At 52.5% G+C, this 23,846-nt stretch carries 28 protein-coding genes; 25 read left to right on the top strand and 3 right to left on the bottom strand.

What is annotated here, in order from left to right; all coding sequences use genetic code 11:
* The first annotated feature begins 68 nt into the window (after positions 1–68).
* Both ndk and AC3ZPD_RS05060 read left to right on the top strand, forming a co-directional pair.
* Positions 69–512 carry a nucleoside-diphosphate kinase gene (gene ndk / locus AC3ZPD_RS05065; protein ID WP_490983179.1) on the top strand — a complete coding sequence of 148 codons (444 nt, stop codon included), beginning with the start codon at positions 69–71 and terminating at the stop codon, positions 510–512.
* A 4-nt stretch (positions 513–516) separates the two neighbouring features.
* Positions 517–1,326 (top strand): CheR family methyltransferase, encoded by an 810-nt coding sequence (locus AC3ZPD_RS05060; protein WP_490983178.1) that lies wholly within the window; start codon positions 517–519, stop codon positions 1,324–1,326.
* Between the two features lie 197 nt (positions 1,327–1,523).
* Here the strand turns inward: AC3ZPD_RS05060 and AC3ZPD_RS05055 are convergent, their stop codons facing one another.
* Both AC3ZPD_RS05055 and AC3ZPD_RS05050 read right to left on the bottom strand, forming a co-directional pair.
* Positions 1,524–2,033 (bottom strand): hypothetical protein, encoded by a 510-nt coding sequence (locus AC3ZPD_RS05055; RefSeq protein ID WP_490983177.1) that lies wholly within the window; start codon positions 2,031–2,033, stop codon positions 1,524–1,526.
* 29 nt (positions 2,034–2,062) lie between these two features.
* The gene (locus AC3ZPD_RS05050; RefSeq protein ID WP_490983176.1) at positions 2,063–2,212 is read right to left on the bottom strand and encodes a hypothetical protein; all 150 of its coding nucleotides are present in this window, start codon (positions 2,210–2,212) and stop codon (positions 2,063–2,065) included.
* A 183-nt stretch (positions 2,213–2,395) separates the two neighbouring features.
* On the opposite strand from AC3ZPD_RS05050, the gene aroC reads away from it, so the two are divergent.
* From aroC to AC3ZPD_RS04960, 18 genes are all read left to right on the top strand, one after another.
* A complete protein-coding gene (gene aroC, locus AC3ZPD_RS05045; RefSeq protein ID WP_490983175.1) occupies positions 2,396–3,565 on the top strand; it encodes a chorismate synthase in 1,170 nt (389 codons plus the stop codon).
* Complete coding sequence (gene aroB, locus AC3ZPD_RS05040) at positions 3,565–4,668, top strand: 3-dehydroquinate synthase (RefSeq protein ID WP_490983174.1); 1,104 nt, start codon at positions 3,565–3,567, stop codon at positions 4,666–4,668. Before aroC ends, aroB begins: the two co-directional genes overlap by 1 nt.
* Positions 4,661–5,026 (top strand): chorismate mutase, encoded by a 366-nt coding sequence (gene aroH, locus AC3ZPD_RS05035; RefSeq protein ID WP_490983173.1) that lies wholly within the window; start codon positions 4,661–4,663, stop codon positions 5,024–5,026. The genes aroB and aroH overlap by 8 nt, the downstream gene beginning before the upstream one ends.
* A gap of 516 nt (positions 5,027–5,542) precedes the next feature.
* Positions 5,543–7,054, top strand: coding sequence for an anthranilate synthase component I (gene trpE, locus AC3ZPD_RS05030; protein ID WP_490983434.1), 1,512 nt, complete (start codon positions 5,543–5,545; stop codon positions 7,052–7,054).
* Positions 7,055–7,074: 20 nt separating this feature from the next.
* Positions 7,075–8,115 carry an anthranilate phosphoribosyltransferase gene (gene trpD / locus AC3ZPD_RS05025; protein WP_490983172.1) on the top strand — a complete coding sequence of 347 codons (1,041 nt, stop codon included), beginning with the start codon at positions 7,075–7,077 and terminating at the stop codon, positions 8,113–8,115.
* Positions 8,105–8,917, top strand: coding sequence for an indole-3-glycerol phosphate synthase TrpC (gene trpC / locus AC3ZPD_RS05020; protein ID WP_490983171.1), 813 nt, complete (start codon positions 8,105–8,107; stop codon positions 8,915–8,917). Before trpD ends, trpC begins: the two co-directional genes overlap by 11 nt.
* On the top strand, positions 8,917–9,642 hold the full coding sequence (locus tag AC3ZPD_RS05015; protein WP_490983170.1) for a phosphoribosylanthranilate isomerase: 726 nt from the start codon (positions 8,917–8,919) through the stop codon (positions 9,640–9,642). The genes trpC and AC3ZPD_RS05015 overlap by 1 nt, the downstream gene beginning before the upstream one ends.
* The gene (trpB, locus tag AC3ZPD_RS05010; RefSeq protein WP_490983169.1) at positions 9,639–10,865 is read left to right on the top strand and encodes a tryptophan synthase subunit beta; all 1,227 of its coding nucleotides are present in this window, start codon (positions 9,639–9,641) and stop codon (positions 10,863–10,865) included. Before AC3ZPD_RS05015 ends, trpB begins: the two co-directional genes overlap by 4 nt.
* Entirely contained in the window at positions 10,862–11,692 is an 831-nt protein-coding gene (gene trpA / locus AC3ZPD_RS05005) for a tryptophan synthase subunit alpha (protein WP_490983168.1), read from the top strand. Before trpB ends, trpA begins: the two co-directional genes overlap by 4 nt.
* Before the next feature lie 42 nt (positions 11,693–11,734).
* Positions 11,735–12,832, top strand: a complete 1,098-nt coding sequence (gene hisC / locus AC3ZPD_RS05000) for a histidinol-phosphate transaminase (protein WP_490983167.1) — start codon at positions 11,735–11,737, stop codon at positions 12,830–12,832.
* A 108-nt stretch (positions 12,833–12,940) separates the two neighbouring features.
* Positions 12,941–14,035, top strand: a complete 1,095-nt coding sequence (locus AC3ZPD_RS04995) for a prephenate dehydrogenase (protein WP_490983166.1) — start codon at positions 12,941–12,943, stop codon at positions 14,033–14,035.
* Between the two features lie 478 nt (positions 14,036–14,513).
* Positions 14,514–15,107 carry an RNA polymerase sigma factor gene (locus AC3ZPD_RS04990; RefSeq protein WP_490983433.1) on the top strand — a complete coding sequence of 198 codons (594 nt, stop codon included), beginning with the start codon at positions 14,514–14,516 and terminating at the stop codon, positions 15,105–15,107.
* Positions 15,104–15,703 (top strand): anti-sigma factor family protein, encoded by a 600-nt coding sequence (locus tag AC3ZPD_RS04985; RefSeq protein ID WP_490983165.1) that lies wholly within the window; start codon positions 15,104–15,106, stop codon positions 15,701–15,703. The genes AC3ZPD_RS04990 and AC3ZPD_RS04985 overlap by 4 nt, the downstream gene beginning before the upstream one ends.
* Positions 15,704–15,852: 149 nt before the next feature.
* Positions 15,853–16,452, top strand: coding sequence for a histidine phosphatase family protein (locus tag AC3ZPD_RS04980; protein WP_490983164.1), 600 nt, complete (start codon positions 15,853–15,855; stop codon positions 16,450–16,452).
* 216 nt (positions 16,453–16,668) lie between these two features.
* Positions 16,669–17,808 (top strand): hypothetical protein, encoded by a 1,140-nt coding sequence (locus tag AC3ZPD_RS04975; protein WP_490983163.1) that lies wholly within the window; start codon positions 16,669–16,671, stop codon positions 17,806–17,808.
* A gap of 66 nt (positions 17,809–17,874) precedes the next feature.
* Positions 17,875–18,057 (top strand): IDEAL domain-containing protein, encoded by a 183-nt coding sequence (locus AC3ZPD_RS04970; RefSeq protein WP_490983162.1) that lies wholly within the window; start codon positions 17,875–17,877, stop codon positions 18,055–18,057.
* Positions 18,058–18,217: 160 nt separating this feature from the next.
* Positions 18,218–18,847: a DUF1405 domain-containing protein gene (locus AC3ZPD_RS04965; protein ID WP_490983161.1), complete on the top strand. Its 630-nt coding sequence runs from the start codon at positions 18,218–18,220 to the stop codon at positions 18,845–18,847.
* 65 nt (positions 18,848–18,912) lie between these two features.
* Entirely contained in the window at positions 18,913–19,806 is an 894-nt protein-coding gene (locus AC3ZPD_RS04960) for a sporulation protein YpjB (RefSeq protein ID WP_490983160.1), read from the top strand.
* 88 nt (positions 19,807–19,894) lie between these two features.
* On the opposite strand, the gene AC3ZPD_RS04955 is transcribed toward AC3ZPD_RS04960, so the two are convergent.
* A complete protein-coding gene (locus AC3ZPD_RS04955) occupies positions 19,895–20,764 on the bottom strand; it encodes a YitT family protein (RefSeq protein ID WP_490983159.1) in 870 nt (289 codons plus the stop codon).
* 146 nt (positions 20,765–20,910) lie between these two features.
* Here AC3ZPD_RS04955 and AC3ZPD_RS04950 point away from each other — a divergent pair, with 146 nt between their 5' ends.
* Genes AC3ZPD_RS04950 through bshB1 form a run of 5 tightly spaced genes read left to right on the top strand, consistent with a single transcriptional unit; the run spans position 20,911 to position 23,785 of the window.
* Complete coding sequence (locus AC3ZPD_RS04950) at positions 20,911–21,243, top strand: nucleotide pyrophosphohydrolase (RefSeq protein WP_490983158.1); 333 nt, start codon at positions 20,911–20,913, stop codon at positions 21,241–21,243.
* Between the two features lie 50 nt (positions 21,244–21,293).
* On the top strand, positions 21,294–21,830 hold the full coding sequence (locus AC3ZPD_RS04945) for a tetratricopeptide repeat protein (RefSeq protein WP_490983157.1): 537 nt from the start codon (positions 21,294–21,296) through the stop codon (positions 21,828–21,830).
* A gap of 19 nt (positions 21,831–21,849) precedes the next feature.
* Positions 21,850–22,653 carry a 4-hydroxy-tetrahydrodipicolinate reductase gene (gene dapB, locus AC3ZPD_RS04940; protein WP_490983156.1) on the top strand — a complete coding sequence of 268 codons (804 nt, stop codon included), beginning with the start codon at positions 21,850–21,852 and terminating at the stop codon, positions 22,651–22,653.
* A gap of 17 nt (positions 22,654–22,670) precedes the next feature.
* A complete protein-coding gene (mgsA, locus tag AC3ZPD_RS04935; protein ID WP_490983155.1) occupies positions 22,671–23,090 on the top strand; it encodes a methylglyoxal synthase in 420 nt (139 codons plus the stop codon).
* The gene (gene bshB1, locus AC3ZPD_RS04930; protein WP_490983154.1) at positions 23,090–23,785 is read left to right on the top strand and encodes a bacillithiol biosynthesis deacetylase BshB1; all 696 of its coding nucleotides are present in this window, start codon (positions 23,090–23,092) and stop codon (positions 23,783–23,785) included. Before mgsA ends, bshB1 begins: the two co-directional genes overlap by 1 nt.
* Positions 23,786–23,846 lie beyond the last annotated feature (61 nt).

Raw genomic sequence — 23,846 nt, 5'->3', positions numbered from 1 at the left:
AATACGATTGAAAACGTATTATTTTGCGCTTTGCACAGCAGGGCGGTACAACCCGGGAGGTAATTCTTATGGAACGGACGTTTATGATGGTCAAGCCTGATGGTGTTCAGCGCGGCCTTATCGGCCGGATCGTCAGTCGATTGGAAGACAAAGGGTTCAAATTGGTTGCCGGAAAGTTTATGCAAATTTCTGAAACTCAAGCCAAAAGGCATTATGCCGAACATGAAGGAAAACCTTTTTTTGATGACCTGGTCGGATTTATTACTTCGGGTCCCGTATTTGCTATGGTTTGGGAAGGCGACGATATCGTCACGCTTTCACGAACGATGATGGGCAAAACCAAAGTAACGGAGGCCCTTCCGGGTACCATTCGGGGCGATTTTGCGGCACATACCCCGTTTAATCTGATTCACGGCTCGGACAGTCCGGAAAGCGCGGCGCGTGAAATCGCTAATTTTTTTGAAGAAGATGAACTATTAACTTATAAGAAATCAATTGCTGACTGGATTTGATAAGATGCACGACAAAGAAAACCTGACGGCCGTCCAGGAACAGGATCCTGATTATCTCGGCTTTATTCAAAGCGTAAAGCAAAGCACGGGGATCGACCTGGCGCTCTATAAGGAAGCGCAGATGAAACGGCGTTTAACCACTTTGCGAAATAAAAATGGTTACGATACGTTTGCCGCTTTCTTTACGGCCATGAACGCGGATAAAAAGCTTTTTTATGAATTTTTGGACCGGATGACGATTAACGTATCCGAATTCTGGCGCAACCCAAACCGGTGGGAGGTGCTGCGCGATTCCGTGCTTCCGGAGCTCTTGCAGAAAAATAACCGGCTTAAGATTTGGAGCGCGGCCTGCTCGACCGGAGAGGAGCCCTATACCATCGCCATGATCCTCGCGGACCTGGGCCTGCTTTCCACAACATCCCTTACTGCCAGCGATATCGATGAGGGAGCGCTGCAAAAGGCGGCTGAAGGCCTCTATGTGGATCGTTCGATTAAAGATGTCCCTCCGGAAGTGGCTTCGCGTTACTTTACGAAAGAAGGACTCATGCTGCGGGTAAGCGATCGGCTCAAGCAAGTGGTCCATTTCAAAAAGCAGAACCTGCTGCTCGACCCGTTTGAGGCAAATCATGATTTGATCGTCTGCCGCAATGTGATGATTTATTTTACAGAAGAAGCGAAACATGATCTTTACCTTAAATTTTCGAAAGCTTTACGTCCCGGAGGGATGTTGTTCGTAGGCAGCACGGAACAGATTTTTTCTCCGGGAAGATACGGTCTTGAAGCCGCGGAAACTTTCTTTTACCGTAAACTATAGGATTTTGAAGGGTTCGGATCAGGCATCGTACATAAAACAAAATGAAAATGTTGCGTCTTGGCCGAAAGGTCAGGGCGCTTTTTTTGTCCCGGAAGGGAAAAAAGCCCTCCGGCAGAGGGATTTGCCGGCGGGCCAAGGATTTAAGGGAGGGCATGGATCACAGAAGCGTGATAAGGATGGTTTTAAATTTATGGATTTTATGATAGCCGGACCCGGTTCTTGAGCAGCAAAGTCCGTAGAGCGGTTGAACTCTTCCCAGCGTTCGGTTTCGGCGAGTTTTTCCCAGTCCACCTGTTTGGCGATTTGGACGGCATCGCTGCCGAGCAGCAGACGAAGGGGAGGCGCGGCCACCTCCGTAACCGCAATAATCGCTTGGGCCGCTCATCCAGGGGATATTTGTCTACAAAATAACCTTTTAGGATCGAGGAGATAATACCATGGACCATTTGGTGGCAAAGCGGAATATCCATGGCTCTAAGCAGGCCCTGCTGCTGGCCTTCGCTAAATAGCGAAAAAGCAGCGTCCACCGAGGGATGGCTCATATGCCGCAGTTCAGGAGAAATGTAGGGGGGATAAGAGTAGCTGTCAATAAACAGATATTCTTTCGGAAACTTCATGCCGAATTCAAGCCGGTTCAGCTGCAAACGCTTAAATCGTTCGTAAATGCCAAGCTCGGGATCATGGCCCTTCAGCAGCACTTCGCCCATATGAAGCCGTGCGGCCCTGTAGACCTCGTTTACAAGTTCTTCTTTGCTGCTAAAATAGTTAAAACCGTTCCGGATCCAACCTTGGCTTTTTTGAATATTTTCGCAAAGGTGAAGGACTGCAGTCCTTCCTCATGGATCAAATCTAAGGTTGCCTTCATAATATCCGTGCGTTTGCTCAATTTCTACACCTCACTGATATTTAGATTAGTCTTGCCTCAGATTCGTGTTAAGCCGGATGGGGCTGAGTTTTAGGGAGCAAATTTGAATCCCTGCGTGACAGAACGTATACTCAAATATTATAATGGGGCAAGAATGTTCATTTTAGCTCTTTACAGTTTAACAGTTTAAAGGGGGAACGCAGCATGAGTTTGCGTTATTTGACAGCAGGGGAGACACACGGTCCTCAGCTTACGGCCATCATAGAAGGATTGCCCAGCAATTTGAAGCTGGATTTTGAAGCTTTGAACTTTCAGCTGCTTAGACGGCAAAAAGGCTACGGCCGAGGCCGCCGCATGCAGATCGAAAAGGATACCGCTAAAATTGCGGGCGGCGTGCGCCATGGATATACGACTGGAGCGCCTGTTGCTTTAATCGTCGAAAACAATGACTGGAAACACTGGCAGAACATCATGAATATCGAACCGATCGAAGGCACCGACGAAGAGAAACGTCGGGTGCACCGCCCGCGTCCGGGACATGCTGATCTGAACGGTGGTTTGAAATACGACCTGAAGGATTTGCGCAACGTGCTGGAGCGCTCGAGCGCCAGGGAAACGGCGATCCGGGTAGCCTGCGGAGCGGTTGCGCGCCAGCTGCTGGAGCATTTCGGCATCAAGGTGGCGGGACAGGTGATCCGCATCGGCGAAATTGAAGCGCCGGCAAACAACCTGCCGCTGGATGAGCTGGCCCGTCTGACCGAGGAATCTTCGGTTCGGGTGGTCGACAAGGAAACGGAAGCCAAAATGGAAGCATACATCGATCAGATCAAGCAGGAGGGCGACTCGATCGGCGGCGTAGTGGAATGTATCATTGAAGGCGTCCCTGTCGGACTGGGCAGCCATGTCCAATATGACCGCAAGCTGGACGGACGGATCGCCCAGGCCGTTATGTCCATCAATGCTTTTAAAGGCGTTGAAATCGGAATCGGCTTTGAAGCGGGAGAGCTGCGCGGCTCCCAGGTGCATGATGAAATTCTGTACAGCGAGGAAAAAGGATACTACCGGGCCAGCAACCGCCTCGGCGGGTTCGAGGGCGGCATGACCAACGGAATGCCTATCGTGGTGCGCGGCGTGATGAAGCCGATCCCGACCCTGTACAAGCCGCTGCAAAGCGTCGATATCGACACGAAAGAGCCGTTTACGGCCCAGGTGGAGCGTTCCGATGCCTGCGCGGTGCCGGCGGCAAGCGTGGTGCTCGAAAGCGTGGTGGCCTGGGAAGTGGCGAAGGCGTTCCTCGAGAAATTCGGCGGCGATTCTTTAGGCGAAATCGAACGCAATTACGAGGCCTATAAGCAGCAGCTGGAGCGTTACTAATGAGAACGGTACAAGTCGAATTGGGCGAACGCTCTTATCCGATATATATCGGGGAAGGGCTGCTGGAGCAGGCGGGCATTTTATTCGCAAAACACGGGTTATCGAAAAAAAGCCCCCTGCTGGTCGTGACGGATGACCAAATTGCGCCGATTTATTTAGCGGAACTGGAAGACCGTCTGCAGGCTGAAGGTTACCGGACGAAGTCCCATATTGTGTCTAACGGGGAGGCCTCGAAATCTCTTCAGGTATATGAAGAGGTGATGACGACGGCGATCCAGGCCGGACTTGACCGCAGCTCATCCGTCATTGCGCTTGGCGGGGGAGTGGTCGGCGACCTGGCGGGTTTTGTGGCGGCTACTTATATGAGAGGCGTCGATTTCGTACAGATTCCGACTACGATTCTGGCTCATGACAGCAGCGTCGGGGGCAAGGTGGCCGTAAACCATCCACTGGCCAAAAACATGATCGGCGCTTTTCACCAGCCGAAGCTTGTCCTGTACGATTTGAATACGCTGCTGTCCTTGCCGCCGCGCGAAGTTCGTTCCGGGCTTGCCGAAGTGGTCAAACACGGGCTGATCTGGGACGAAGCTTTTGCGGACTGGTGCGACGAGCATGCCTCCGAGCTGCTCGCCTTAAACCTGCCTGCACTAGGTTATGCGCTTGAGAAGGGCTGCTCGATCAAAGCCCAGGTCGTATCCGGGGATGAGCGCGAGAACGGCCAGCGCGCGATTCTGAACTTGGGCCATACGATCGGCCATGCGCTCGAAGCCGTAGGCGGCTATGGAACGCTGCTTCACGGCGAAGCGATTGCGATCGGCATGGTGGGTTCGGCCATGCTGGCTGTGGGCCGCGGCAAACCGGCGGATATTTTACCGAGAACCAAAACGCTGCTTGAGAAATTTGAATTGCCCACGGCTATACCGGCTGACTGGAAGGAAGACGCCATCATCAGCGCCATGATGCACGACAAAAAGTTCAGGGAAGACCAAATGGTATTTGTGCTGCCTGATGAAATCGGGAAAGTCAGCATTGTTAAAGATATGACGATTTCCGAAGTTCAGGAAGTTCTAAGACAGCTTAAGGAGGAGAAAACACATGTTTAATCGCGGGATCCGCGGGGCGACGACGGTACAGCGGAACGATGAGCAGGAAATTTTGCTGGCCACAGAGGAACTGCTGAAGGAAATCATTGACCGTAATGAACTCGATCCCGAAGCTGTCGGCAGCGTGTGGATTACGATGACTACCGATTTGGACGCCGCATTTCCGGCTCGGGCGGTCAGAGCTTTGGAAGGCTGGGATTTTGTGCCATTGATGTGTGCGACCGAGATCCCGGTCCAGGGCAGTCTGCCGCTTTGCATCCGGATTATGGTTCAGGCAAATACGGAGAAAAGCCAGCGTGAAATGAGACATGTTTATCTGCGCGGAGCACGTGTTTTACGTCCGGATTTAACGAAGTAGGCGAGTCTCTTTTTTTCGGAAAAGGGTTGCCAAAAAGCGTTCCATTGGTTATATTGGCAATAGGTTAAATGAACGCTTCGATATTCAATCGGGCGTGACGAATGAAAGGCCTTGGAGGAACCGGAGAGCCGGTTTCGGGCGCATGCAAGAACTGGATAAGAGTTTAGAAGAGTAGAGCTGAGATGAGCAGAGCTGAGAATAGTGGATAAATCCGATGATATTGGGAGCGGATGTTCCGGCAGGCAGGGAGAACTCCTCGGACCTTGTTGGTTTACAAATCGCTTTTCATATTTAACGGAATTTGTCTTCATCTGCGATCAAGGGTTAAGCCTCTACTTCGGTAGAGGCTTTTTTTGTTGCCTTTCCCGGATTGGCCGCCCAAAAGCAAAGTCGCCTGAAGTTTTCCGCGGTTTGCTCATCCTCCGCTTAATCCAACAAGGAGTGAAAAATGTGACGACAACCCCGAATGTTGAACAGGTGCTTGCCCTCGCAGGCGAATACAATCTGATTCCGATTATGAGGCCGCTGCTTGCCGACCTGGAGACGCCGATCCGGCTGTTTCAAAGGTTTGCTTCCAAGGACCGGGCTTTCCTGCTGGAAAGCGTGGAGGGCGGCGTGAAATGGGCGCGTTATTCCTTTATCGGCACGGATCCTTTTCTCATGATTTACGGAAAACACGGGCAGATGGTCATGGAGCGGAAGGGCCAAAAAACATCTCTTTCCGGCAAACCCGTCGAGGAATTAAAAGCAATGCTGCGAAAATACCGGAGTCCGAGAACGGAACAGATGCCGCCGTTTACAGGCGGGGCGATCGGCTTTTTCGGATACGATCTGCTCCAATATTACGAGAAGCTCCCTGCTCATGCGGTGGATGACCTGGGGATGCAGGATATTCAGTTTATGTTTTGCGATCAAGTGATCGTGTTCGACCATGTCAAGCAGCGTATTTTGCTGGTTGCTAACGTGCACATCGAGCCGGGAGCCAGCGACAGCCAAATCCGCTCGGCGTACGAAGATGCCTGCAGCAAGCTGGATGAAGCGGCCGAAATGCTGGAGAAGCCCGACGGAGGCGAAGGCCTGAACCGCAGGCCGGTACCGGAGCAGATCGAGCTTGGGGACATCAAATCGAATCTGACCAAAGCGGAATACTTGCAAAATGTGGAGCGGGCGAAAGAGTATATCCGGGCCGGGGATATTTTTCAGGTCGTATTGTCGCAGCGCTTTGAGGTGGAAACCCGGGTTTCGCCGATGCACGTTTACCGGCTGCTGCGCACGATGAACCCGTCGCCTTATATGTATTATCTGAAGCTGGATGACGAGATCATCGTCGGCACATCGCCAGAAGCGCTTGTGAAGGTCGATGAAGGCAAGGTGGAGACGCGGCCGATCGCGGGCACCCGCCCAAGGGGAGCGACGCCGGAGGAAGATGAGCGGCTGGAGGCGGAGCTGCTGGCCGATGAGAAGGAGCGGGCCGAACATCTGATGCTGGTTGATTTGGGGAGAAACGATCTGGGCCGGGTTTCGGAATTTGGGTCGGTAAAATGCGATACGCTGATGGCCATCGAAAAATATTCCCACGTCATGCACATCGTTTCCGGCGTTTCAGGCCGGATGAGGCCCGACAAGGATTTCTTCGACGCCTTCCTGTCCTGCCTGCCGGCCGGCACCGTGTCGGGAGCGCCAAAGCTGAGGGCGATGGAAATTATCGCCGAGCTGGAGCGGGAAGCGCGGGGAACCTACGCAGGGGCGATCGGATACCTCGGCTTCTCGGGCAACATGGACTCCTGCATCACGATCCGCACGATCGTGTTCAAGAACGGCAAAGCTTACGTACAGGCCGGAGCTGGAATCGTATGGGATTCGGTGCCGGAGAAGGAATACGAAGAAACGGTCAACAAAGCAACCGCGCTGCTGAAGGCGATCCGGACGGCCGAGCAGATGTTTCCGCCGGAACAGTCGCCTGCGGAAGAGCATGAAATCAACCAGGATTATTTGTATCCATACCACAATCCGGTTCAGGTCCGATAGGAAGAGGGAGGCGAAACGAGATGAGCGAATACAGCAAAATGCAGGCGGGACTATCCAAAGTCGTGGGGGCACAGCATTTAAGCCGCACGGAGGCACGGGACATGATGAATCTCATTATGGAGGGCCAGGCAACGCCGGCCCAGATCGGAGGCCTGCTGGCAGCCCTTCGTTTCAAAGGGGAAACGGTGGAGGAAATCACCGGTTTCGCCGAAGCGATGCGCAGCAAAGCAGCGGGCGTCGGCGTACAAACCTCGCAGCTCCTCGATACCTGCGGCACCGGAGGGTCAGGGATTCAGAAATTTAACATTTCTACGGCTTCGGCCGTGATTGCCGCTTCGGCTTCCGTCAGAATTGCCAAACACGGCAACCGTTCCGCATCCAGCCGCGCCGGCAGCGCGGATGTGCTGGAGGCGCTGGGCGTCAATATCCATTTGAACGGGGAGCAGGCCAAACGTTGTCTGGATGAAATCGGGCTTTGCTTCCTGTTTGCGCAGGTCTATCATCCTTCCATGAAACATGCGGCGGTGCCTCGCAAGGAACTTGGCATGCGGACGGTCTTTAATCTGCTGGGCCCTTTGACAAACCCGGCGGGAGCCGACCGGCAGCTGCTCGGGATATACGATCCCCAAATGACGGAAACGATCGCGAAGGTGCTCAGAGAGCTGGGTTCGGTGCGGGCTCTTGTGGTCAGCAGCGGGGAAGGACTGGATGAGATCAGCTTGTCATCCCCGACCCGCGTATCCGAGCTTAAAGACGGCGAAGTAACAACGTATGAAATTACCCCTGAGGATTTGGGGTTGACTGCCTGCCCGATTGAGGATATTTTAGGCGGGGACGCTATTAAAAACGCGCAGATGATTCGGGATATTCTGAACGGCCGCAAAGGGCCGGCACGCGATATTGTATTGGCCAATGCGGGCGCGTGCATTTATTTGGCCGGGCATGCGGGCAGCATCGCCGAAGGCGTAGCCGCAGCGGCCGGAGAGGTAGACAGCGGCCGGGCCGCAGGCAAGCTGCAGCAACTAATCGAAATTACGGGGGCGTTAAGTTATGTATCTTGATCGCATTGTAGTGACCAAAAAGCAGGAATTGGAACAGCTCAAAATCGAGCTAACGGTAAAAGAGGCGGAAAAAGCGATTGCCGAGCTGCCGCCGACGCGCGGATTTGCCGCAGCATTGACCAGCGGCAAGCAGCGGGGAATGGGGCTTATTGCCGAAGTGAAAAAAGCATCACCTTCTAAAGGTCTGATCCGGCCTGATTTTGATCCCGCAGCGATTGCCCGCGCTTACGAACAAGCCGGTGCCGACTGCATTTCCGTCCTGACGGATGTGCCGTATTTCCAGGGTTCTCCGGATTATCTGGGCCTGATTCGCGCTGAAGTCGGTTTGCCGCTGCTGCGCAAGGATTTTATCATCGATGAGCTTCAGATTTATGAAGCCCGCCTGCTTGGCGCGGACGCGGTCCTGCTGATCGCGGCAATTCTGGATGATCGGCAGCTGGACGGTTTTTATCGGCTGGCGGCTGACCTCGGCATGGACGCCTTGGTGGAGGTTCACGATCGGGCCGAACTGGAAAGAGCCAATCGGCTGGACGGAGTAAAGCTCATCGGGGTGAACAACCGAGATTTAACCACGTTTGAAACGACGCTGCAAACGACCGAACGTCTTGCGCCTTACGTGAGGCCGGGAGCCGCTCTGATCAGTGAAAGCGGGATTGCCCGTGCGGAAGATATCGCTTATTTAACCGGATGCGGCGCAAAAGGTGTCCTTATCGGGGAGACGTTCATGCGCAGGGATTCAGTGGAACAGGCAGTGCTGGACGTGATGGGTCCCCGAATTTCCAAGCCGGGTGGTGTCCGTTAATGGCGGAAACGGCCATAAAAATTTGTGGACTGCAAAGCGTTGAAGTGGTAAAATCGGTGTTACCGTTGCAGGTAGAAATGATCGGATTTGTATTTGCCAAAAGCCGCAGACAAGTATCTCCGCGGGCAGCAGGGGAAATGCTGGATGCTGTCCGGGAATGGGGGGGCCGGGAACCCGGCTCCAGTATTCCAAAAAGTGTGGGCGTATTCGTTAATCCATCAATGGAAGAACTGGAACAGGTGCTGAGCGAGGCCCGGTTGGATGCCGTCCAGCTGCATGGGCAGGAAACGCCCGAATTTTGCCGCCGGGTGAAGGAGCGTTTTGCGGTCGAAGTGTTTAAAGTAATTTCCCTGGCAAGCTCCAAATCGCGGAAAGAGGAAGAGGGACACAGGGAATTACCATTGCCCGGTTCCCCGACCCCGGAAATTCTGCTCGAGCCGTATGGCGGTTCTGTGGATGCCATTTTGCTGGATACTTATGATCCGGTGTACGGCGGAGGGTCGGGCGTCGCTTTTGACTGGAATTTAATCGGACCTTATCAGACTTGGGCAAAAGCTCGCGGCCTGCCGCTGTTGATTGCCGGAGGGCTTAAGGATAGCAACGTCAGCAGCCTCGTCTCGGCCTTTCGGCCTGACGGGGTGGATGTTTCAAGTGGAGTCGAACGCGAAGGCGTTAAAGATATCGGATTAATTCAAGCATTTGTGGAAAGGGTGCGGGGACAATGACAGAACAGCAGACAACCGGACAGGCAACCATGCCGGATGAAAGGGGGCGCTTTGGCGGGTTCGGGGGACGATATGTTCCGGAAACGCTGATGAATGCACTGCTCGAATTGGAAGAGGCCTACAAGAAACACGCCGAAGATCCTACGTTCCAGGAAGAAATCGATTACCTGCTCACCCAATATTCCGGGCGCAAAACTCCCTTGTATTATGCGGAGCGCCTGACTCGCGAGCTTGGGGGCGCAAAGATCTATCTGAAACGCGAGGATTTGAACCATACCGGCGCCCACAAAATCAATAATGCGATCGGGCAGGGCGTACTGGCAAAGCGGATGGGCAAAACCAAAATCATCGCCGAGACGGGCGCTGGCCAGCATGGCGTGGCCAGCGCGACGGTTGCGGCTCTGCTTGGCCTGGAATGCAAGGTGTTTATGGGCGAAGAAGACATGAAACGGCAGCAGCTGAACGTGTTCCGGATGAAGCTTTTAGGCGCGGAGGTCGTGCCGGTGCTGTCGGGGACACGGACCTTGAAAGACGCTTGTAATGAAACGCTGCGCTACTGGGTTAGCCACGTAGATGACACCTTCTACATTTTGGGCTCAGCAACGGGCCCGCATCCTTATCCGATGATGGTGCGCAACTTTCAGCGGGTTATCGGGGACGAAACGAGAGAGCAGATTCTGGAGGCCGAAGGACGCCTGCCCGACCAGATCATCGCCGCGGTGGGCGGAGGCAGCAACTCGATCGGCATGTTTTACCCGTTTATCCAGGACACCTCGGTCGGGCTGATCGGCGTCGAGGCAGCCGGCAAAGGCGTTGACACGGCTTTCCATGCAGCAACGATGACGATGGGCAGCAAAGGCGTGTTCCAGGGCTCAATGAGTTATCTGCTTCAGGACGAGCATGGACAGGTGCAGCCTGCCCATTCCATTTCCGCGGGACTGGACTATCCGGGAGTCGGGCCTGAACATGCCTATCTGAAGGATCTTGAACGAGCGAAATATGTGCCGATTACCGATCAGGAAGCGATCGACGCGCTGCAGCTCCTGAGCCGGACGGAGGGCATCATTCCGGCCTTGGAATCCGCGCATGCGGTTGCCCATGCGGCCAAACTAGCCCCGCAGCTGCCGGAGGAGCAAATCGTGGTTATCTGCTTGTCGGGCCGCGGAGATAAGGACGTCGATTCCATTATGGCTTATCTGGAGCAAGGAGGAACTGAGCAATGAGCACGCCAACGGGCACAGTGACCAACCTGATTGATGTTACCTTCCAAAAGCTGAAACAGGAGGAGCGTACGGCCCTCATCCCGTTTTTGACGGTAGGGGATCCGGATCCTCAGACGACGGTGGACTTAATCGTTGAGATTGAACGGGCGGGCGCGGATATTTTAGAGCTTGGCGTTCCCTATTCGGATCCGCTGGCCGACGGTCCCGTCATCCAGCGCGCATCGGAACGCGCGCTGGAGCATGGCGTTACGATAGTGAGCTGCTTTGAAGCAGCGAACCAGGCGCGGGAGCGCGGCGTTACCATGCCGTTTGTTCTTTTTACCTACTATAATCCAGTCCTGCAGATGGGCCTTGAGGCTTTCATGTCCGCCGCTTCTGACAACGGCATCAGCGGATTGATCATCCCGGATTTGCCGGTGGAGGAATGTGCCGAAGTCCTGGAGCTGGCCGACCGGGCCGGGATCTATTTGATTCCGCTGGTCGCCCCGACTTCCGAAGGCCGGATTCAGACGATACTGGAGAATGCCCGCGGATTTGTCTACTGCGTATCCTCTTTGGGCGTAACGGGCGTACGGGCTTCCTTCCATGACGGAGTTGACGGCTTTCTGCAGTCGGTCAAACAAGCTACCTCTCTTCCTGTCGCCGTCGGATTCGGCATTTCAAGCCGCGAGCAGGTGGATCGATTTTCCGCTTTGTGCGACGGCGTTGTCATCGGCAGCGCCATCGTCCGTGAAATTGAAGCCAAGGCCGGCCTTCTGGAGAAGGCGGAGACCCGGGAAGAGGCTCTATTGCAAATTTGCAGTTTTGTGTCACAATTAAAAGGATAATATGTCGCTTATTTAAATTAAGAAAGGCAGGGAACGTATAATATGCAACCCAAACCGCAGATCGTAGACCTCCCGGTTTACCAGCCCGGCAAACCCATCGAGGAAGTGAAAAGGGAATTAGGTCTTGAAGAGGTAATCAAGCTGGCCTCCAATGAAAATCCCTTCGGAAGCTCTCCGAAAGTGCTCGAAGCCATTCAGGCGGAGCTGGCGAACATGAGCTTGTATCCGGACGGCAGTTCAGCTGAACTGGCACAGGCTTTGGCGGCGCATTTGGGCGTTAACAAGGACCAGCTTATTTTCGGCTGCGGCTCTGATGAGGTAATCTGCCTGATTGCCCGAGCGTTCCTGCTGCCCGGGGATGAAACGATTATGGCGGACCAGACGTTCTCCGTATATAAAAGCAACGCCGACATTGAAGGAGCCGTAAGCATCGAAGTTCCATTGGTCAACGGAGTTCATGATCTGGACGCCATGCTTGCCGCCGTAACGGACCGGACAAAAATCATTTGGATCTGCAATCCGAACAATCCGACCGGTACTCTTATTTCTTCACACGAATTAAACGCCTTTTTGACTAAAGTTCCTGAACATATCATGGTTGTTCTGGACGAGGCCTACTCCGAATTTGTTACTGATGAAACCTATCCGGACAGCATTCCGCTGATCAGCCAATATAAAAATGTGGTCGTGCTTCGCACGTTTTCCAAAATCTACGGCCTGGCTTCCCTGCGGATCGGCTATGGGGTCGGCGAAGCTTCCGTCATCAGACTCGTCAACCAGGTGCGTGAACCTTTCAATACCTCCCGTTTGGCCCAAGTCGCAGCCTTGGCGGCTCTTGACGACCAAAAGTTTATCTCCGATTGCCGGGAGAAGAACAGGGAAGGCATTGTTTACCTGAACCAGGAATTCGACCGTCTCGGCCTGGAATATTTCCCGGCTCACGGTAATTTCATCATGGTGGAGGTCCGCAGTTCGGCTGTAGAAATGTTCAAAGCCCTGCTTCAGCTCGGCATCATCGTGCGCAGCGGCTTCGGCAAATATCCGAACCATATCCGCGTATCGGTAGGAACGATGGAACAAAACCGGAAGTTTATTGCGGCGCTTGAGCAAGTTTTGAAAGAGCAGCCGGCAGCGGTCTAATCGAATCATCTTTGTACGTGAGGTCGGAGCCCGGGCCTAAAACCCAGTGGTTCCGCTTTGCTTTGTTTTTCTGTCACAAATAGATCTTGGGAATTGAGTGGTACTCATATGCAAACAAAAATCGCAATCATCGGCGTCGGCTTGATCGGCGGTTCTTTAGCGCTTTGTTTTAAGGGCAAACCCGGAATAAACGTAGTTGGTTACAGCCACCGCCAGGATATCAAAGAGCGCATCGAGTCGCGCGGAGTCGCGGATCAGGTTACGATGTCGCTGGAGGAAGCGGCACACGACGCTGATTTTATCTTTTTAAGCGTACCGGTCGGGATATTAAACGATTACCTGCAGAAATTAAGCCGGCTGCCGCTGAAGCCGGGATGCATTATCACGGACGTCGGCAGCACGAAGGCTTCTATAGCCGCAGCGGCGGATGTTTTATCCCTGCATGATGTTCATTTCATCGGCGGCCATCCGATGGCAGGCTCCGAACGTTCCGGCGTGGAAGCGGCTTCGACGCTGCTGTTCGAAAACGCGTATTACGTGCTGACGCCTTCCCAAAACGCGACGGAGGATGCCTATAAGGCGTTGGAAAGGCTGCTCGCCTATACGAAATCCCATGTCATCCGCGTTGAACCCAAGCTGCACGACGATATCGTCGGGGCGATCAGCCACCTGCCGCACATTATCGCTGTAGCGCTCGTCAATCAGGTGAGGAACTATAACGAGTCCAATGATTTGTACCGCCAGCTTGCAGCGGGGGGCTTCCGCGATATTACCCGGATCGCTTCAAGCGCGCCCGACGTATGGCGCGATATTTTGCTAAGCAACCGAGAGGTGCTGCTGCGGCTGCTGGACGATTGGCGGGGTTACGTGGATCAGTTTGCCGAAATGCTTCAGCTTGAGAATGGGGAAGGAATCGAGCGGGCCTTCCGAGCGGCGGGAGCTTTCAGGGACGAATTGCCGGAGCGGCGCAAAGGCGCCATTCAGCCGCTTTACGACATCTATATCGACGTTCCCGACGTGCCGGGTGTGATCGGACAGGTGGCGACGGTGCTGGGGGTTCGTCAGATCAACCTGAGCAACATGCAGATCATCGAAAGCCGGGAGGACGTGCCGGGTACACTGCGTTTGTCTTTCCGGGACGAGAAGGAAATGGAAAAGGCCAAAACTCTGCTTGCGAAGCTCGAATATACGGTTTATGTGTAAGGAGTTCCTCTGGAATTTTTTCCAGAGGAATGAAATGTAAGCGTATTTAAATTTAGGGTTGACAGAATGAAAACGTATACATATAATAAAAGTACAGTATGGTTTCTCTCCACTCCTATCCAATAATGACCGTCCTGTAAATGGATGGTGACCGCCGGAATCGGCGGTCTTTTTTTTGTCTTTTTTGATTTTGAGGCTAACCAATAAAAGAAACTGAAATGTTTTTCACAAGACATACATATTTATCAAAGGGGTGCCGATATAGGTATAAAAATGGAGCAAAAAGGAAATCCTAATCGTTTGTTTTTTGCCGTCCTGGGTTATGGTATAATATTGGAGTCTTTGGAAAGTGGGGACCAATTATAGAAAATTTAAAACTTTTAGGCGAAATGGCCGAAACTTTTTTATCCTTGATCGGTATAAACATGCAGAGATGGATCGGGATGAAGACAGGGTGGGCGAGGAGGATCGCATGTCAATGACGGATTCCCAGTTGATTAAAGAGATTAAGGAAGGCAATACTGATTTATATTCGCAGTTAATGCGCCGATATCAGCGAAAGATTTTGACATTCGTCTACCATATGCTTAAAAGTGCCAATCTTGAGCTGCTTGCTGAAGATATATGTTCTGAAACCTTTTATAAAGCTTTCCGCAGTCTGCATTCATTCAGAGAAGTGGACGCTTCGTTTTCGACATGGCTGTATACCATTGCGCGAAATACGGTGCTCAGCGAGCTGCGCAAGAACCGCAGCGCCCAAGTGCCGCTGGAGGAAAGCGGCTACGTCCCGGTTGCCTCGCAGGATATCATTCCCGAGCATGCGATTCTCCGCAACGAGAAAGTCAGCAAAGTCCGGGATGCGATTAATAACCTGCCTGAGAAACAAAGATCCGCTTTAATTTTACGTGAATACGACCAGCTTGATTATCATGAGATTTCGGTGATTTTAGGGCAAAGCATCAGCGCTGTAAAGTCCTTGCTGTTTCGGGCCAGGAGCAGCGTAAAGAATCAGCTTGAACCTTATCTTTACGAGCCGTTGTTTGAGCAATTCGAAGGGATGAAGAGCAGATGAACTGTAGAGAGGCCCAAGAAGTGTTTGGTTGGACTGCGGATTTGCCAAAATCCCATCCGGACCGTATACGTTTAGAAAGCCACCTGCTGGAGTGCGCAGAGTGCTCGGCAGAATTCGAAATATGGCAGGAAAGCCTTGGTTTGGTACATAGTTTGCCATTTGAAATCAGCGAAGAACGAGCAGAAGCGGTAAACCGCAGGGTCATGGAGCGCATTTATGCGGAGTCTCCCTGGCTGGCGGAAGGCAAACGGACGGCTTCCGAGCGAATATTTCGAAGCAGGCTGAAGATTTGGGCCGCTAGTTTTATGGTGATTTTTCTGGTAAGCATCGCTTTGTTTGCGTTCTCCAATCCGTTTATGGCTAACAAAAGCCAGGTTGCCGATTCCGGCGTCATCCCGACGGCTGTAGCCGGTGCCGAAAGCGTCTCCGGCACGTATGGAAGTTATGATTTGACCCATGTATCCAGCGGAATCGTGGATCCTTTTACCGCAGGCATCAGCCCGATATATCCGCAATACTGGATCGTGTTGTCCATGGTGGCTATGGGGCTGGCTCTTATAGCCTGGAGAGGTTTCCGCAGGGTTCGAACCCATTAGACAAATGCCGATCCGGCATTTGTTTTTTTGAAAGATGAGAACATATCCGTTTCCGGGATTCCGCAAAACAGCGAAAAGGAATCTGCGGGCAAGCCCCACTTTGTGGGGTTATTTTATATCAAAAGATTATAAATTCAAGGGGGATTCTCATGATTGTCGGCTTGATTCGCCACGGACTCACAGACTGGAACGCCAAAGGCAAAATTCAGGGCAGAAGCGATATTCCGCTCAACGAAGAAGGAAGGCAGCAGGCCAGGCTGTTGGCCGAACGGCTTGCGTCCGAACCGCAGAAGTGGGATTTTGTCATTACGAGCGGTTTGTCCAGAGCGCAGGAGACGGGAGAAATCATCGCCCAAAAGCTGTCTATTCCGGTTTATGATCCGGATTCCCGGCTGCTGGAGCGTTCTTTCGGCAAAGCGGAAGGACTGACGGCCGAAGAGCGGGAGACGCTGTGGGGAAAGGAATGGGATACTCGGCAGATCGGACAGGAAAGCGTAGAAGAGGTGCAGAAGCGGGCGCTGGCTTTTATGGAGGATTTAAGCGAACGTTTCCCGGACAAAAATGTGCTTGTCGTTTCCCATGGCGGGCTGCTGGCACAGCTTTACCGGGTTCTTTACGAAGACAAGTACAAGGAACGGATCGGCAACCTTTCGCTTACCGTCCTTGAGAAGAAAGACGACAACTGGGATCTTGTTTTGTATAATTGCACGCGTCATCTGGGTTCGCCGGCGGGTAAAACGCTGGATTAAGCCGTCTATTAAGCTCAATTTATTTCATAGGACCCCTAAAGCCTTTCGTTACCTGTATTCTGCAGGAAAGCGGCGGCTTTTTTTATTTTCGCAAAAAGATTATACGGTAATCCTTGCCGGAGTACGGGGAGTGTCCCGAATATATTTTTTTCCATGAAGGGGAATAAAAGCTGAAGGATTTCCCATAATGGTATTAAAACGGTGAGGCGATGTTCTATGAACCTGGCAGAAATGCTGACTTATGCCGATATCGAGATGCTCTCGAAAATTGCCGCACACTATGAATGCAACTGCAACGCCCACTCGAAAAAGGAGCTTATCCAGAGCATTCTGAACAAGATGGGCAACCGCAATTTTATTCAAGAGCATGTAGATCAAATGGGCATTGAAGATTTGCGATTTCTCAACACCTTGTTATTCGACAAAAGAAACCGGTTAAGTCTTGAAGAGCTGCTCGCAAGCGCCGGGCAGGCCAAATTTGCCGAAGATCAGAAACAAGAGGGTTCAGTACGGGACATCATCGCCAGGTTTAGGCAAAGAGGCTGGCTTTTCAACGGATCTACGCCGGATACGCGTTATTTGTTCGGCGTCCCCGAGGATCTGAAATCCAGATTCCGAAGCGTGCTTGAGCAGCAGCTGGATGAGCAGGTGCTCCATGTGAATGAGCCGGAGGTTTACCGGGAGGAGCAGGAGCAGGCCCAAGAAGATTTGTATCTGCTGCTCCACTACGTGCAGCGGCATGAGGTCCCTCTGAACGCGGAAGGCGTGATGCATAAACGCTGCCAGCTCCAGTTGATGGAGAAGTTTCACGTCCCTGAAACGCTTATTAGCCGGGCGGGCTGGCGTTTTGGATACGGCAGACGGTTTAAGGATTATCCGGACAGATTGGCGCTGTTGTACGATTATGCCTGCCACAGGGGATACCTCCGGGAAAAAGGGAATGAGCTCGTGCTGACGGAGCTGGGACACAAGGCGGTTGAGGAAGAGATCAGGGAACCTTTGCTTGATTTGATCCGGTTTTGGTTAAGACTTTATAAAAGCCCCATCCCAAACTTGCTTTCCCTGATTTATTGGATTAGCCACGGGAGCGAGAACTGGAGCAGCGCTGCTTCTGTATTCGGTACGGTCCAGCGGTTTATCAAGCCGTTTTATTACGACACGGCCGAATCTATCTACCAGGAGAGAATCATTAAAATGATGCTTCATCTCGGCATGATAAAGGTGGGCGAGGACGCCGGCCTGGGAACGGTCATCCGGATGACTCCGGCCGGAACAAAAATCGTGAAAAGCCTGGTTGCCGGCACGGCCGGTCTTCACGGGCATAAACCCGGGAACATGACGGATATCAGCGTTTAAAAGGGTTTGAGCTCGGGAACATTCATTTTTTATTCAAATACTTATATCTGTTGGAGGTGCATCCTAATGGATAAAATGAAGGCTACTTATGAAGTAATGCTGGCTCTGGCCGCGGAAATGGCTCTGGATGATGTATTGCGCAAAAGTCGGGAGGAGAAGCTGTACGGTGCAATCGACAGCGCCTTGGCAGAAGGCGATGAAGTGGCCTTCCGGCTTCTGACGGATGAACTGAAGACCTTGCAAAGATGAAGAAATGCCTCGGCATTTCTTCTTTTTTTGTCCAGCTGGCGGAGCCCTTGCAAAATACAACCGGGAGGGGGCTTGTTTTGTGCAGGCGCTCAGGATCGGATATGATAGTAGAGAGCTAGCAAATCAGACCTGTTTAAGGGAGAGAGGGATAAAAAGACGCATGAATGCAAGTGTGGTATGGAGCAAGCGTTTTTTGACCAGTCCGGTCATCTTGTGGTTATTGTTCGTCTGCAATGTCCTGGGAACGATTTACGGGTATATCTGGTATGGTTCACAGCTTGAATATACAGCCCAGACCGGTCCGGCCTGGCTGTTAATCTTTGTGCCGGATAGCCCGACAGCCAGCCTTTTTTTCACGATCGCTCTCTTGTTTCTGCTGTTTGAGCACCGATTGGGGGCCAAATGGCTGTCTCTCCGGATGCTGATTGAAGCATTGGCAGTAGTTACAAGCATAAAATATGGCATTTGGGCCGTAACGATGATTTTTGCAGGAGCCTATCAGGGGGATACGCTGGTTTGGCAGGATTATATGCTGACGGCTTCTCATCTGGCCATGGCCGCCGAAGCGCTGCTCTTCATCCGGTTTTTCCGCTGCGGGACGATGATGATCACGCTTGCCGGGATCTGGACCCTGCTGAATGATACGGTAGATTATACATACGGAGTTTTTCCTTGGCTGCCTCGTCAGCTGATGGATGATTTGTTGGGGGTTCAGAATTTCACCTTTCTGCTGACTCTGCTGAGCATCGCCGTTTCCTGGTTCGGAGTCCGCCGCTCGGGCAGGCCTTAGGCTGCTCAGTTTGGCGTTCTAAGTTAAGACAACCTGCCATAAATTGTGGTAGGGAGGGATGTCCGGTGAAAGGAAGATATGGAGCGGTATTAGTGAAGGTTTTGCTGTTGACGCTGGTTGTGGCGGCAGGGGCCGGGTGGCATGCGGAAAAAGGGCTCGCAGCCCCGCAAAGCCCGGGGGAGCCTGCGAAGGCCGCCCAAGCTCAAAAGCTTCTTGAGCTGGAACAAACTTCGGAAGCTTTATATCAAGCCATGCAAAATGGAAAAGCCGAGCAGGCCCAGCTTGAGATTGAACGCATGACCTCCCTGATCGGCACGATTTCCTATGAAGGATTGACCGGCGTGGACGGCATCCACGAGCTGACGGCCTGCGTAATGGACGCAAGGACTGCCGTGTTGAAGGCGGAGCCTTCGCCCGAGGTCTGGAAAACGGCGTCTGCCCGCCTGCGGCTTGCGGTGGACAGCCTTACCCACTCGAAAGGAGCCTTGTGGCTTCAGTATTATAAAGTGCTGATGGAAGATACGGAGGAACTGAACAAAGCGGCTATCGAAAATAACGGGCAGGCCGTTCAGGCTTCCTTTGCGGAACTGAAGGAGCATTATGAAATGATCCGTCCCGCGGCCATGATCCGGAAGGATCCTTCCGAAATCACCGCTTTGGACTCCTGGATGTCTTATATAGCCGGTCTAAGCGGGGGAAGCCGGCAGGATCTGCAGTCGCTGCAGACCGCCCTTCCGGGGGGACAGGGGCTTCTACAAAATTTGTTCGGCAAACCGAAGGAAGAACCGGTACTGCTTCCCATTGCCGGCTACAGCAATCCGTGGCACTGGAGTTTTCTGATCGGCTTATGGATTCTGCTTGCGCTTGGTTATACGGCTTACAGAAAATATACGGCTGAACAGGAAGTGCGGCCGGTTCTGCCCTATGGGGAGAAGCGGTCCGGAAAACGGACCTGGTGACACTCCAAAAAAAACCTCTCCGGTTTAACCGGGGAGGTTTTTTTACAATAATATATAGCTAACGTTGGGGACCGCTTCGGGAAGCGCGTCAGCCTTCGCGGAACCCTTCGCCCTGCACGTCATGCACATCGTTGATCACCATGAAGGCACGGGGATCCACCGATTTGACGATCAGGCTGAGCCGCCGGATTTCCTGTCTCGACACGACGCAATAAATGACGTTTTTGCCTTGTTTCGAATAGGCGCCGATGGCCGGAATAAGCGTCACTCCGCGGTCCATGTCCCTGGTGATCAGATCGGCGATCGTCTCGGCATGATCGGTGATGATCATAAAGGCTCTGGCCGCATAAGCGCCTTCCTGAATAAAGTCGATGACCTTTGAGGCGATAAAAACCGCTACCAGCGTGTAAAGGACTTTTTCAATCGGAATAAACAGCAGCGAAAGACCAATGATCAGCACGTCGATCATCAGGATCACCTGTCCCATGCTCCAGCCGAATTTACGGTTCAGGATACGGGCGATAATATCGGAGCCGCCGGTTGTTCCGCCATAACGGAAAACGACGCCCAGTCCCGCGCCGAGAGTTACGCCCGCATAAAGCGAAGCCAAGATATAATCCTGCTGCGTCCGGAAAGGCACGATCCAGCCCCGGTTGATCATCAGCTCGAACAGCCACAGGAAAAAGGTGAGCGAAGCGATGCCTACGCCGGTGTAGACGATCTGTTTGCCTCCGAGCATTTTCCAGCCGAGCAGGAACAGCGGAATGTTCAGCAAAAGGGTAGTGAGGGAAGGAGAAATGCCGAAGCCGTATTTCAGCAGGACCGTAATGCCGGTCACTCCGCCTTCCGTCAGCTTGTTGGGAATAATAAAATACAGGAGTCCGAACGCATAAATGGCGGTGCCCAGCAAAATGGGCATCGTTGTTTTCATGAAACCGGACAATTTGGTGGTGTTCATCGAATCCCTCTCTTTAAACAGCTTAATAAACAGGAAGAACATTCCTAGTATACCTTTTTAGCTCCGGATTAAAAAAGGATTTGTTTTCAATTCTCCTTTAAGATAACATAAGGGGGATAAAGCCATGCAGAAAAGAGGGATGAACAATGGCTGACAGGCCGCTTTCGGAGCTGCAGCGGGAAGTGGATCAATACATATCGCAATTTAAAGAGGGGTATTTCAGTCCGCTTGCCATGCTGGCCCGGATGAGCGAAGAGGTTGGAGAACTGGCCCGCGAGGTGAATCACCGTTTCGGGGAGAAGCCCAAAAAAGCGTCCGAGGATGAAAATTCCATCGAGCTGGAGCTTGGGGATATTTTGTTTATCACCATCTGTTTCGCCAACTCGCTCGGCATTGATCTGACGGAAGCCCATGATAAAGTTATGAACAAATTTAATACAAGGGATGCAAATCGCTGGACACGAAAGGACACCGAATAGGCACCTGTTTCATATGCTGTACTATAGCCCGAGTCAGAGGGAGGGACAGCATGATGAAAGCGGATGATCTTTTGAAAAAGGCTTACAAATGTATCCTTGACAATGATTTTGAAGGGGCGATCGGCTGGTTTGAGCAGGCTATGGCCATTGAACCGGACCGGGCCGACATTCGGTACCGCAGCTCCATTACTTACGCCCGCAGCGATAAGTTGGATCAGGCCTTGCGGAATGCCGAGGAAGCGATTAAACGGGATCCCGAAGAACCGACTTACAAACTTCATTACCAGCGTCTGCAGGCTAAAGATTTAATGCGGCAGGCGGTGAAGAAACTTCAGTTCAGACAGGATAACGATTACCTGGAAGCGGCGGAGGCGGCCTCCTTGCTTGAGGAAGCGGCCAAACTGGATCCCCTGTCGGCGGAAACCCAGATTTGGCTTGCTTTGTCATATGGGGAAACGAAGGATTACCGCAAAGCCCTGAAGGCGATCTGGGAAGCTTCGGCTTTAAGGCAAGACGATTCCGTAGCCGAACATTTGAAAAAGCTTGAGCAGCGTTTTAAGACTTATATCGATCACTCATCAAACTAGCTAACAGGAGGACTTCAAAATGGCTGATCAAATCAAAGTAGCAGTCGCAGGGGCAGCCGGCAGAATGGGCCGGGAAGTCGTTAAGATGGTTCTGCAGGACGAAGCGCTGCAGCTGGTTAGCGCGGTGAATAGATCCCAAACCGGAGTGGACGCTGGAACGCTGGCAGGCCTGCCAGCTTCCGGCATCCTGATCGAAAACGATCTGGAAAGGGCGCTGAAGTCTTCGGGCGCAGATGTGCTAGTGGATTTTACGACCCCTCATACGGTTTATGCCAACACGGAGCTGGCTATTTCCCTTGGCGTCCGTCCGGTTGTAGGGGCGACAGGTTTTACTCCGGAGCAGATTGAGGAGCTGGACAAGCAGTGCCAGATGCAGGGCATCGGCGGCCTGATCGCCCCCAATTTTTCGATCGGAGCTATTTTAATGATGCAGTTTGCCGCACAGGCGTCCAAATATTTCCCGAACCTTGAAATTATCGAATATCACGGGGACCAGAAACTTGACGCTCCGTCAGGCACGGCAGTTAAAACCGCGGAATGGATCGCGGAGAACCGCAAGGAAATCCGCCAGGGCAACCCGCAGGAACATGAAACGATTGATGGGTCGAGAGGCGGCTATTTTAACGGATTCCGCATCCACAGCGTACGTCTTCCGGGCGTTTTTGCCCAGCAGGAGGTGATCTTCGGGGCTCACGGGGAAAGCCTCAAGATCCGGCATGATTCTTATGAACGTTCCGCTTACATGCCCGGCGTCAACCATGCAGTCAAACGGGTTATGGACTATAAAGGCTTGCTTTACGGCTTTGAGCATTTAATGGAGTAGAGGGAGGAATTTCGGATATGCTAAATATTGCGTTTATTGCCCATGATCGTAAAAAAGAGGACATCGTCAATCTAGCGGTTGCCTATGAACACGTTTTTAAGGATAAAAAACTTTATTCTACGGGAACTACAGGACAGCGGATTATGGAAGCAACCGAGCTGAAAATTCACCGTTTTCTCTCCGGCCCGCTCGGCGGCGACCAGCAGATCGGCGCTTTGATCGCCCAAAACGAGATGGATCTGGTCATCTTTATGAGAGACCCGCTGATGGCGCAGCCTCATGAACCTGATATTACCGCATTGCTCCGTCTTTGCGACGTACACGGCATTCCGGTTGCCACGAACATGGCTTCGGCCGAAATATTGATCAAGGCGCTTGATCGCGGGGACTTCGGCTGGCGTGAGCTCGTAGAGCTCCATAAGCCAAAGGCGGAATAATGGAACAGCTTGATATCCTTATCTTCGGGGCGCATGCCGATGATGCCGAAATCGGCATGGCCGGCACGATTGCCAAACATACGTCTGCAGGGCTTAAGGTAGGCATTTGCGATTTGACCTTATCCGATATGTCTTCGAACGGGAATGTGGAACGCAGACGGGGGGAGGCCGCGGAAGCCGCTGATCTGCTTGGCCTGCAAGTCCGCAGCAACCTGGGTTTACCGGACAGGGGGCTTTTTATTACACCCGAGCACATTGCGGCTGTTACCGAAGAAATCCGAAAATATTCGCCCCGCATCGTTTTTGCTCCTTATTGGGAGGACCGTCATCCGGATCACGTGGCCTGCAGCAAACTCGTGGAAGAGGCCGTTTTTAACGCCAAGCTGCGCAAATATATGCCGGACAAGCCTGCCGTGACTGTAGAAGATCTGTTTTTTTATTTCATTAATGACTGGCGTACTCCCGATCTTATCGTCGACGTCACGGGTTTTTACGAAACCAAGCTGAATTCGCTGCGCTGCTACCGTTCGCAATTTGAGCGGCCGGCTGGCGAAGATACGGTGTTTACCCCGCTAAACCAAGGTTACGTCGAGAATGTCAGAGCCAGGGACGCCCTGCTGGGACAAAAGAAGCTTATCCCCTATGCGGAGGGATTTGCCGTGAAGTCGCCTTTCCGCGTTGACCGTTTCTTATAAAGGAACTATAAAGGTTTGATCTACGGGTATACGGTTTAAAGCAGTTCATGGAGTAAATTTG

The organism is Paenibacillus mobilis, assembly GCF_058267595.1.
This window is presented reverse-complemented; position numbering and strand designations above follow the sequence as displayed.